Below are 11468 nucleotides of genomic sequence, written 5' to 3'. Positions count from 1 at the left end.
ACTCTCTTGCATTTTGACCTCAAAAATAAGCTCAAAATCTAACAAAGCTAATTTACAGAACCAGCCTACATATTTTGCCAAGTTAGATATTATGTGTAACTTTGTCTACAACATTAAATCACGATTATTTTGTTAGAAAGAGAAGTATCTTTTCCGCCTGCTCATACGGCCGAGCATCTACTCAACCAGCTCATGACGCGCAAGTTTGGATGTAAACGTTCAGACAATGCCCATATTGAGCGAAAGAAAAGCAAGATGACTTTTCGGTTGGAGAGCAAACCTGACAGACATGCCGAAAAGGAGATAGAAACTCGTATGAATGAGTTGATTCAGCAAGACTTGCCCATCACCTTTGAAGAGGTGGACAGACAACATCTTCCAGAAGGTGTCAGTTTAGAGCGTTTGCCTGCCAATGCGCCCGATTTGATAAGGATTTGCCGAATCGGAGACTACGATATTTGCCCCTGCATAGGCAAACATGTTCGTTCCACCCGTCAGATTGGCAAATTTGAGTTGTTGGGAACCAATTGGGATGAACATCAAAAAACGTACAGAATACGTTTTAAGGTTATTTCCTAAAACTTTCTTTTTCATGTGTATAGAGCCCTTCGCTTTATCATATAGGGGCTCATTATCTTAATCAACTGTAGATGAATAAGTTTCTAAATCTTCAATATAGAGATAAAAAGCACCCCCATAGCTCCAATAAAGTTCCTCTTTTGGCGCACCTCAGTATGTTCACCGCCTGCGCTATATGGGGGCTAATGGCACCCATTGGAAAAGATGCCATGTCCAATGGTATCACAGGTGTGGACATGGTGTCATTCCGTGTGTTGGGAGGAGCCATCCTGTTTTGGATAACGTCTTTCTTTGTCAAAAAAGAAAAGGTTCCTCTCCATGATATTTTCTGGTTCATAGGAGCAGCCGTTTTTGGTTTGGTTTGTAACCAATGTTGTTTCACCATCGGTCTAAGTCTCACGTCTCCTATCAATGCAAGCATTGTCACAACTTCGATGCCGATATTTGCCATGTTATTGGCGGCACTCATCTTGAAAGAGCCGATAACAAGTAAAAAGGCAATGGGCGTGTTTGTTGGTTGTTGTGGAGCACTCATTCTCATACTCACGAGCATGTCGGCAGCCAACGCAAAGGTGGGGGATATCCGTGGCGATTTATTGGTGTTAGGCGCTCAACTGTCTTATGCCTTCTATCTGTCCGTGTTCAATAAGTTGGTCAAGAGATATTCTGTGTTTACGGTGAACAAATGGATGTTCCTGTGGGCTACCTGTCTCATTTGGCCATTTTCTTTTCGTCAAGTGGCAGACCTGCCGTGGCAAAGCATCACAGTAACAACATGGATGGAGACGGCTTATGTGGTATTCTTTGGCACTTTTGTGGGATACATCCTCATTATATCTGCACAAAAAGTACTTCGTCCAACGGTTGTCAGCACCTACAATTATGTGCAACCTATCGTTGCTGTCATCGTTACGGTGGCTACGGGTATCGGTATTTTTAAGTGGACACACGCATTGGCTATCGTCATGGTGTTTAGTGGGGTGTGGTTAGTCACAAAATCTAAATCCAAACACGATGAAGCACAAAGCCAAAAGGGTGAGTTGACAAAGGAATAAACATGGCGGAGAAAGCGAGAGTGATGTCCTCATGACTGCTCCGCTTTATCGAAATACCGAGTAATCATAAGCATTTGTAAGACAAGTTATTGAGATAAGATAGTTATCTCTTTACTTTAAGCTCCTTATCCCCATATTTCAAACCTTTTGTTTCCTTGATTCAGTGTAACAAAGTCAATGGGATTTATTTCCCGTTCTTTTCCTTATCAAAAAAGTAATCAAATTGTTTTCGGAGTTCTTCCTTGTCTTCTAAGATGAGACGGATATTCTTTAGGTATTGATGATTGGGCGAATTGGCAATCCACAACTTGATATATCCTGTATTACCGTATTTGGCTTCTATATGTTGTTGAAAGCGTTGCCAGTGTTCTTGTCGACTTTTTTCAGGATTCTGTTCCAATCCAAACTGAACTGTACGTTGAAACACGTGCTCGGGTTGCAAGTCTCTATCTGCTTCGGCGACAATCTTTCCGTACATACTTCGTGGAGAATGGGAGGCACTGGCACGATGATCTTCCACCGCTTCGCGCATGATTCGTATCTGTTCGGGCGAGAACCAGCGCTTCAACCGTGCATCCGAAGCTAAGATTTTTCCTCCTGTGAGATGATGTATAGCACGTGGACCCGACATGCCAATGTCATGATAAGCTGCCACGGTGTACGCCATGTTGACATCGGCTCCTATCTTACGAGCCAATTCCATACTGTTTTTAATGACTTGCTGGACATGGGCAAGCCCATGCGATGCACCGAATTCATTGTATTTTGGAAGGATATTTTGCTCGATGAAGGTCATCAAATCGAGACTTACGTTGCTATCTATCATGTGGGGTGTTATTTGTTGCAAATGTAAGAAAAAATGTTTATTTTTGCAATAGCAAAACAACGGAAAGGCACGGAATGACAAAGAAATGTTCATTATTCGGTTGTCTCCGCGTATCTCTGTATAGGTAAGTAAGCCGAGGACACATACTGCAAGGTTGTTGTACAACCGTGTGTGGCTGCTGCTATATGTACATTCGCATATGTCTGAGTGTCTCCGTTGCTATAAAATAAAAACTTGATGATGCAAACTTCTACTGTACGATGCAATTCTGCGAAGGCTTGGTTCTTGGCAGCACGTCCCAAAACATTGACTGGGGCGGCAGTTCCTGTGATGATTGGCACTGCGTGGGCAATCTTGGATATGCAAGGAATGATCCGCATAACACCCGTTGTTTTATGTTTCCTCTTTGCGTTTGTCATGCAAATAGATGCCAACTTTATCAATGATTATTTGGACTTCGTGCGTGGAAACGATGACGAGACTCGATTAGGACCGCGACGTGCCTGCGCACAAGGTTGGATTTTACCCGCTACCATGCGTGTTGGCATTGGGTTGACAACGCTTTTGGCTTGTCTTGTCGGTTTGCCTCTTATCTATTATGGAGGTATGGAAATGCTCTTGGTGGGAGCCGTATGCGTGGTTTTCTGTTTCCTATATACCACCCATTTATCTTATTTGGGGATGGGAGATATATTGGTATTAGTATTTTTCGGTATCATTCCCGTTTGTGTGACCTATTATTTGGCCGTTCCTTCCTATGCAGCACACATCACGTGGCAAGTGTTTCTGAGTTCGATAGCATGTGGATTGGTCATTGACACATTACTCATTGTGAATAACTATCGTGACATAGAGAATGATCGCCGTGCCCATAAAATGACAATGGTGGTGGTGATGGGTGCCTCTTTGTCAAGAACGGCTTATCTCATGCTTGGGTGGGTTGCCTGTATGATAGGACTGGTCTTTTTGTTCCACGGTCATGTGTGGGCTTTTGTCCTACCGCTATTCTATGCGCTCCTGCATACGTTGACCTATCGCAGAATGTGTAGAATACGACAAGGAAAAGCGCTTAACCTCATTTTAGGCGAAACAGCAAGAAATATTTTTATCTATGGAATATTGTTAACCGTTGGTTTAATAATTTCGTAATCTTGTTTTAGAAGGCTTACTGTTCTCCTTAATTAAAGAAGTTCCAGCTTACTCCTAATCTAAGAATGCGGCCATTGATAGGGTAGTGAGGCACTAAAAAGCTGTTGCGAGTACCGCTATCTTGGTTCACATGACTGTACATGACAAAGAAACGGGTTTGCTTTAAGTGGAAATTCGCATAGACATTAACGATAGGGTAGTTTCCCAATATCGTTCGTTCCGTATTCTCTTGTACCACAAACTGTCCTAATGCAGGGCTATAGTCGGGTGCTTCGTATTTCGTGAAATAACGAACATCGGCACCTGTATGACAACTTAACACCTTGGCAATCTTGAATTTGAAGTAAAGATTGGAGTACACATTTAACTTAGGTAGCGGTATGGCACTCTGTACGGAAGCATTTTGAAACGTCACAACAGACTCCCAGTGGAGCGGTCCCCATGCTACGTCTTGCCCCAACGACAACGTTAGGACATTGATAGGTGTACTACTTTGGCGAACACCTACCTGTGTACCTGTTCTTTGGTATTTCTCATTGACTTGATAAGCTTGTGCTAAATAAGTGTAATTGGTGAGTTCATCGACCGCCACCCGTAGCGTGGTTTTTGTTTTTTCGTATTTGAGCAACCCTTCTATCCTTGTGTGAGTAATGGAACCTAAATCTTCATTGTCCCATCTAAAGTGCCGTCCATGATAGTGTCGATAATAGAAAGTTGGCTCATAACGTCTGAAAAAGCCTTGAGCAGCTAAGCGCAAGGTGTCTCCAAAGAGCTTGAAATTCAAATCGGTTTGTGCTTCTATGTCTATTTTCCCTGCGTCTTTTCCTACTACTCCAACTTCACCAGTGACAGAATAATGCAGCGTTTTGCCTTGTCGTTTGCTCAATTGTCCTCCTACATATACGGAATTTTCGTTGTATGTACTCGTTCCAGCACTATCAGGTAAGGAGAAATATCGAAGTTCATGACTGACAAAAGCTTTCAAACCCGATTTTGCCCACTTATTGAACCCTTCGAGTAAAGAAATGGCGAAGGTGTTTTGTACACGATAATGCTTGGTGTCATCGTAGATAGAATCGCCAGTGAAAGGTCCTATGAGTCGGTAATTGTTGGCGTAGAAATTGTCTGGAGTTTGATAAGCTTGGTAAATTCTCTTGTAATCATCAAACTTCAGCGTATGAATAAAGCTGGTCACAGGGACATATTCGTTTTTGAACCATGACGTATCTTCCTTTGCTTGTTTCGTTTTTGCCAACAAACTGTCGGCTGCATGCTGCCCATTAACTTGAATACGAGTGCTGTCTGTCGCATGTGTTGTAGAGGGTTCTACCCCCGCAATGACAGCGTCATCAGGTCTTCCTGCTGTTGCCTTTTCATCTTCCAAAGCCTTAGGGTCCAATTTTCTACCTTCTTTCTTTGCTTTGCGAAGTGCTTCTTTTGTTTTCTTGTTGGCATCATTCTCTTTCTTAGCCTTTAGTGCAAACTTCTTTGCTTTAATCTCGTCTGGTGTCATTGGCACTTTCCGATTAAATCCCACATTATATCTATGGGTTAAGAAAACATGGTGATGGTCATTTCTATTCCAGTTTTGTTGTAACACAGTGGGTATTTCTGATGTTTGATAATTATCATCAAAGCTCTCAGGATTTGTGATGTATTTATCATCTGTGATACCACCGTTTTCCGTATTCTTTTGGTGATTCGTTGAAAATAACAGGTGTGCTTGATATCGCTCACCCAAGTAAGAGCCATGAAGAGAATAATTGAAATGAGAAGAAGCTTGGTTTGCAAAGAATCCTCGACCATAGAGATAATCGAATTTGAACCCTACACCAATCTTCTTTCCAGCATTAATGGCAAATTTTGCGGTCAAGTGATCTTCCCCATTGGTTCGATCTCCCGCAGTATTGTAAGTCAAACTGGTAATGGGAGAGAGGGTGTTGGTGAAGTGGTAATCGTCAGGAGCTACGATAAAATAATCGTAAGGCTGTGTGAAAATAAACTGTTCGTCATCTCTTAACCGATCAACAAACAATCTACTGATACGGGGTGCGCCTAAATTTCCCGTGGTGTTATATTCTCCTCGCAAGCCAGAAGTAAAGATACTGTTAGGGTACATGTGCATCAACGTATCGGGTATTGCCTGACGAATATCTCCAAAACGGTTGTCTACCGTCCATACTTTGAGCCCTTTCGGTATTTCTTTGTCTTGACTGGTTGAGTCTTTAGCGTTGTTACGTCGCTGGTCATTCATCTGCGTAATATTGCCATCGACATCCATTTGGTTATAGCTGTCAATTTGAGCAGTGACGTGTAGGGACGTTATGAGAAGGGCGATTGAGAATAAAAAACGTGTCATGAATGAAATATGCGTAGACTACATTCTGCCATTTTGAAGAACATAGCAGTAAGAATAATGATGATACCAAGCGTTTCTTGCTCGGTAAAGAAATAGAAAATAACACCAACTACAGCACCAACCATAAAGATGATGTTGAGGATGTTGCGAATCCAGAAGAAAAGATCGCGAGGCTTATCGCCATTTCCTCTGAATCGTCTTAGATATTTTGCACTCATATAAGTTGTAATATTTTATCGTATAAAACTCAAATCTATCGCTCTTTGGGCGTTAATTATGGTTGAGCGGTGAAAGCGAATGGTAACATTCATTGGAGTAATTCTGTCAGGTGACCGAAAATTTCATTCTTTCTATCAATGGTGTGCTTACGGAACTTTCCAGAAAGTCGTAGTAGCCGGTTCTTCTGTTTGTTGAGAGCGATTTCATCTGTAATCCATTCTTCTGCACTTATTTTGAGATGAGTAGGGCGATTTTTCTCGTAATCATAATGAATATGACTGAGAGTTAGCTCAAGATGTTGCTCAGTGCATTTCGCTGTGAGCATATAATAAAATTCGGAACGGTCTAAAGAAAGGAACGAATTGCTAAACTCTAACCATTCACAAAACCGTGCTACAATGACGTGTTGTGTGGGATTGACTAAGACTACACGACTATTGATCTGATTCTTCTCTTTGGTGAGTTCATTCATATACTGGTAGACGGTGTTGTAAATCTCATTCGCAGACTTTTGAGGAACGTCTAATTGAAGGGTAAAAACCACTTTTCCTTGAGGATTCAAAGGCACTGCTCCTGCAAGATAATCAGCTTCTTTAGATGGATTCTTAATGGTTTTAGCGTCTTGACTCTTGTGAGAAGGTTGCTTGGAGGTAACACTTTGTGGAACAACCCATTCAGATGAATTAGTTAAAGAGATTGTATCAGCCCCAATTGTCTTTTGTTCTGCTTGTTGTAAATCACGTTTTGTCTGTGGTTTCTTAGCCAATTTTGCAGCTTTTCGTGCTGCTTTTTTAGCTTCCTTCACAGCCTGTTTAGCCGCTTTAGCTTCTTGCTTTGCCTTTTCTAACCTTTGTTCAGGTGTCAGCACAGCTTGAGCCTGAATGAATAGAGGTATCCATAACAGGAGAACGAATATGTTTTTTTTCATCATCAAGATTGTTGAATGAGTTTACAAATTTAGACAAAATCTGTGAAACGCCCACGCAATTTTGGAAGATTAACGAAATAAGACCGTTGAATATGCAGGCATTTTACAAAGTTTACCGTGAAAGCTACGCAAGTCTCTGAACGTTATAATTACTTTTGTTCCAGCAAGGTTTGAAGTCTGATAATTTCATCTCTGTACTGTGCTGCTTGCAAAAAGTCAAGGTCTTTGGCAGCCTGTTTCATCATTGCAGTGGTATCAGCAATACTTTTTTCTAATTGTTCATGTGTCATTTGCTGTACAATGGGGTCAGCGGCAAATGCTCCTCCGAGAGGCTCCATGTACGCTTGTTGGGCAGCAACAGTGGAGTAACGCTTTTCTTTCATCTTCTCTTTGGTGGTTGGTAACGCATTTTTGATGTCCTTGACAATTTGTGTAGGCGTAATGTGATGCTCCTCGTTGTATTTTAATTGAATGGAACGCCTGCGAGCGGTTTCATCTATCGTCTTACGCATACTGTCTGTAATGGTATCAGCGTACATAATTACTTTGCCATGGATGTTGCGTGCAGCCCTTCCTGCTGTTTGTGTCAGACTTCGGTGGCTTCTTAAAAAGCCCTCCTTGTCTGCATCAAGAATGGCTACTAACGAAACTTCTGGCAAATCTAAACCTTCGCGCAGTAGATTCACACCTACAAGAACATCGAACATCCCTGCTCGTAAATCATTCATAATCTTGACACGCTCTAACGTACCAATATCACTGTGAATGTAGTTTGCTCTGACATCATGGTTTAGTAGATATTCCGTTAACTCTTCTGCCATACGTTTAGTAAGGGTTGTTACCAATACTCGTTCACCTCGCTCTGTTCTTTGCAGAATCTCATCTAACAAATCATCAATTTGATTTTCACTGGGTCGGACATCAATCTCTGGATCAAGAAGTCCTGTAGGACGTATCAGTTGCTCCACAACAACACCTTCTGCTTCCTGTAATTCATAATCTGCTGGCGTTGCCGATACATAGATGACTTGGTGCAACATGTCTTGAAACTCTTCAAATCGCAGAGGACGGTTGTCAAAAGCGGCAGGAAGACGAAAGCCATACTCTACCAAATTGCGTTTACGAGCTCGGTCTCCGCCATACATGGCACTAATTTGTGGAACACTTACATGACTCTCGTCAATAACCATCAAGTAATCTTTTGGAAAAAAGTCCAACAAACAGTAAGGGCGTTCACCTGCTTGGCGACCATCAAAGTAACGTGAATAGTTTTCTATGCCGCTACAATAGCCAAGTTCTTTAATCATTTCCATATCGTATTCCACACGCTCCTTAATTCTTTGGGCTTTGAGCTGGTCGCCTATCTCTTCGAAATAATCAATCTGTTTGACTAAATCGTCTTGAATTTCATGGATTGCTCGCTCTGTCTGTTCTTTGGATGTGACAAAAAGGTTGGCAGGGTAGATGTGATACTCTTCGAAAGATTCTAATTGATGAAACGTAGTACTGTCAACTTCTTCAATGGTTTCTATCTCATCATCCCACCATGTGATACGAAGTACGTTGTTAGAGTAGGCCATAGCGATATCAACAGTATCACCCTTAACACGAAAGTTTCCACGTTGTAAGTCAATATCATTTCTTACATACAATGCTTCAACTAACTTTCTAAGAAAATCATTTCTATCAATGCGTTGCCCTTTCTGAATACTGATAATGCTATTAGTCATGGCAGCAGGTCCACCCATTCCATAAATACACGAAACAGAAGACACAACGACAACATCACTCCGTCCAGATAGCAATGCGCTCACAGCACTTAATCGCAGTCTGTCAATTTCGTCATTGATAGATAAATCTTTTTCTATATAAAGATCGGATGACGGAAGATAGGCCTCTGGTTGATAATAATCATAGTAGGAAACATAATATTCAACCGCATTCTCGGGGAAGAAACCTTTCATTTCTTCATAAAGTTGGGCTGCTAACGTTTTGTTATGACTCAAAATAAGCGTTGGTTTTTGAATATTTTGAATGACATTAGCAACCGTAAAAGTCTTTCCAGAGCCAGTCACACCTAACAAGACTTGGGCTGGGTCGCCTCGCCTTACACCGTCTGTGAGCTGTTGTATCGCTTGTGGCTGGTCACCTGTGGGTTGATATTTTGATGTGAGCTTAAAGTTCATCCTGAAAAGATAGTTATTTATAAATCGGTAGAGTCGTCCTTTGAAATACGGTTGATAGCTCCCGAATCATTGAAAAGAGTGCCGTTGATGAATTTGTGGCGATAACCATAACGATAAGGTGACTTCAGTGCAAAAGTACAAAATAAAACATAGAAATTCTGTAATAAACACTAATTTATTGAGAAAAATTACCCTGTTTGCTTTGTTAATCGTTGAATAATATGTACTTTTGCACTTCAAAGAATTGATTAATGAAGAAAGTATTTTTCATCACTATAAGCATTGTTCTGTTCTTTACGAATTGTGCAAACGAATTTAATGCTGTCTACAAATCGTCAGACACCAATTATCGGTATGAATATGCCAAAGAGTGCTTCGTCAATGGCAAATATACCAGGGCTATCACACTATTGAACGAACTCATTGTTGTTCAGAAAGGGACGGATCATGCACAAGAAAGTCTTTACATGTTAGCAATGGCTCAATACAAGACTGGTGATTATGAGAGTGCTTCCCAAGCCTTCAAGCGCTACATGCAAAGTTATCCAAAAGGACAATATGCAGAACTTGCGAGCTATTATATTGGTGAAAGTCTTTACATGAGTACACCAGAACCTCGTTTGGATCAGTCGCAAACCGTTTCTGCCATTGCAGCGTTTCAGGAATTTTTGGATTTGTTTCCAGAAGCGCATCTAAAGAATCAAGCACAAAAGAGATTGTTCGAGTTGCAAGATAAATTAGTGAAAAAGGAACTATATTCAGCACAACTCTATTACGATTTGGGTTCTTACTTCGGTAACTGTACCAGCGGAGGGAATAACTATGAAGCTTGTATCATCACCGCAGAGAACGCTTTGAAAGACTATCCCTACTCTTCGATGCGCGAAAATTTTGCCGTACTCATTATGAAGAGTAAGTTTGAGTTGGCAGAGCAAAGTGTTGAATCGAAACGATTGGAACGTTATCAGGATGCAGAAGACGAATGTTACGGCTTTATCAACGAATATCCTGACTCCAAAGAACGCTCTACAGCAGAGAAATATATTCGAAGATGTAAACAGTTTACTCGCTCTGCTGAACCTGATACTCATAAGGAGACATCATATCTGTGGAGAGGTAACAGTTCAATTGATAACTTGTTTTGAGAAATAAATTATAATAAAATAAGGTGAAGAGTAGTTCATCTAATTTCAGGATGAATACTCAACGATAAAAGATTAAAGATATGGATTACAAAAAGTCAAAAGCCCCTACGAACACCACAACGAGAAACATTATGGATCTCTGTGATAAAACGGGTAATATTTATGAAAGTGTGGCTATCATTGGCAAGCGTTCCAATCAAATTGCCGCACAGATTAAGCAAGATTTGAATAAGAAATTAGCAGAATTTGCATCGTACAACGATTCTTTGGAAGAAGTATTTGAAAATCGTGAGCAAATTGAAATTTCGCGTTATTACGAGAAATTACCTAAGCCAACCTTGTTAGCAACACAAGAATTCATAGAGGATAATACTTATTATCGTGACCCATCGCAAGATAAAAACGAAGAATAATTATGATTCAGCGCAAACAGACGTTATTCTTAGTTTTAGCGATAATCCTCTCTATTACATGCCTGTGCATGCCCATAGGAATATTAGAGCCCATAGGAATGGGTACACCTACCGTACTATGGAATCTCGGTACCGTTGTTCCGGGCAGTGGTGTGCAATTCAGTAATTGGCCATTATTTGCCTTTTTGGCTGTTTCTGTTGTTTTAGAGATAATTACCATCTTTACCTATCATCGTAGAATGTTACAGGTAAAGCTGTGTTCGTGGAGCATTGTGTTTTCTTTGGCTTGGTATGCGTATTTTGCTTTTAGCATTCTCAATGGTTTTGGAAAATCATTCACGTTTCATCTCCAGTTCGCTGCTTGCTTGCCTTTAGTAGCTATCATTGCTTTAGTTTTGGCACGCAGAGGCGTTATACAAGACGAAAAACTTATCCGATCAGCTGATCGAATACGATAACCAACTTCTTTTGTTCATTGAAAAAAGTTCTGAACAGTTGAAGTGAAAAAGGTAAAAGAGAATATGTTTTGCGAACACATATTCTCTTTATTGTTTTTATAGGGTAGAAACAAAGATTTGCGAAGCGTAAGTCTTTGTCCACAAAAATGGT

At 40.8% G+C, this 11468-nt stretch carries 11 protein-coding genes; 6 read left to right on the top strand and 5 right to left on the bottom strand.

The window, feature by feature from the left end; all coding sequences use genetic code 11:
- The first annotated feature begins 129 nt into the window (after window positions 1-129).
- Both HMPREF9304_RS05480 and HMPREF9304_RS05475 read left to right on the top strand, forming a co-directional pair.
- The gene (locus HMPREF9304_RS05480; protein ID WP_081953652.1) at window positions 130-579 is read left to right on the top strand and encodes an alanyl-tRNA editing protein; all 450 of its coding nucleotides are present in this window, start codon (window positions 130-132) and stop codon (window positions 577-579) included.
- A 71-nt stretch (window positions 580-650) separates the two neighbouring features.
- A complete protein-coding gene (locus tag HMPREF9304_RS05475; RefSeq protein ID WP_052045923.1) occupies window positions 651-1634 on the top strand; it encodes a DMT family transporter in 984 nt (327 codons plus the stop codon).
- Between the two features lie 184 nt (window positions 1635-1818).
- Here the strand turns inward: HMPREF9304_RS05475 and HMPREF9304_RS05470 are convergent, their stop codons facing one another.
- Window positions 1819-2460 (bottom strand): HD domain-containing protein, encoded by a 642-nt coding sequence (locus tag HMPREF9304_RS05470; RefSeq protein WP_036927193.1) that lies wholly within the window; start codon window positions 2458-2460, stop codon window positions 1819-1821.
- A 240-nt stretch (window positions 2461-2700) separates the two neighbouring features.
- Between HMPREF9304_RS05470 and menA the strand changes: the two genes are divergently transcribed.
- The gene (menA, locus tag HMPREF9304_RS05465; RefSeq protein ID WP_036927201.1) at window positions 2701-3609 is read left to right on the top strand and encodes a 1,4-dihydroxy-2-naphthoate octaprenyltransferase; all 909 of its coding nucleotides are present in this window, start codon (window positions 2701-2703) and stop codon (window positions 3607-3609) included.
- Window positions 3610-3637: 28 nt separating this feature from the next.
- Here the strand turns inward: menA and HMPREF9304_RS05460 are convergent, their stop codons facing one another.
- From HMPREF9304_RS05460 to uvrB, 4 genes are all read right to left on the bottom strand, one after another.
- Window positions 3638-5968: a putative porin gene (locus HMPREF9304_RS05460; protein WP_036927191.1), complete on the bottom strand. Its 2331-nt coding sequence runs from the start codon at window positions 5966-5968 to the stop codon at window positions 3638-3640.
- Window positions 5965-6186, bottom strand: coding sequence for a hypothetical protein (locus HMPREF9304_RS05455; protein WP_008121774.1), 222 nt, complete (start codon window positions 6184-6186; stop codon window positions 5965-5967). The genes HMPREF9304_RS05460 and HMPREF9304_RS05455 overlap by 4 nt, the downstream gene beginning before the upstream one ends.
- 89 nt (window positions 6187-6275) lie before the next feature.
- Entirely contained in the window at window positions 6276-7118 is an 843-nt protein-coding gene (locus HMPREF9304_RS05450; protein ID WP_052045921.1) for a DUF4468 domain-containing protein, read from the bottom strand.
- Between the two features lie 146 nt (window positions 7119-7264).
- Window positions 7265-9301 carry an excinuclease ABC subunit UvrB gene (gene uvrB, locus HMPREF9304_RS05445; protein ID WP_036927188.1) on the bottom strand — a complete coding sequence of 679 codons (2037 nt, stop codon included), beginning with the start codon at window positions 9299-9301 and terminating at the stop codon, window positions 7265-7267.
- A gap of 251 nt (window positions 9302-9552) precedes the next feature.
- Here uvrB and HMPREF9304_RS05440 point away from each other — a divergent pair, with 251 nt between their 5' ends.
- From HMPREF9304_RS05440 to HMPREF9304_RS05430, 3 genes are all read left to right on the top strand, one after another.
- Complete coding sequence (locus HMPREF9304_RS05440; RefSeq protein WP_036927185.1) at window positions 9553-10446, top strand: outer membrane protein assembly factor BamD; 894 nt, start codon at window positions 9553-9555, stop codon at window positions 10444-10446.
- Between the two features lie 80 nt (window positions 10447-10526).
- Window positions 10527-10859: a DNA-directed RNA polymerase subunit omega gene (locus HMPREF9304_RS05435; protein WP_008121780.1), complete on the top strand. Its 333-nt coding sequence runs from the start codon at window positions 10527-10529 to the stop codon at window positions 10857-10859.
- A gap of 2 nt (window positions 10860-10861) precedes the next feature.
- Window positions 10862-11317, top strand: coding sequence for a DUF4293 domain-containing protein (locus tag HMPREF9304_RS05430; RefSeq protein ID WP_036927181.1), 456 nt, complete (start codon window positions 10862-10864; stop codon window positions 11315-11317).
- The last annotated feature ends 151 nt before the right edge of the window (window positions 11318-11468 follow it).

Source organism: Hoylesella timonensis S9-PR14 (assembly GCF_000762405.1).
GTDB classification, from domain to species: Bacteria; Bacteroidota; Bacteroidia; order Bacteroidales; family Bacteroidaceae; genus Prevotella; species Prevotella timonensis_A.
The sequence above is the reverse complement of the archived record's forward strand: the minus strand, read 5'-3'. Positions and strand labels throughout refer to the sequence as shown.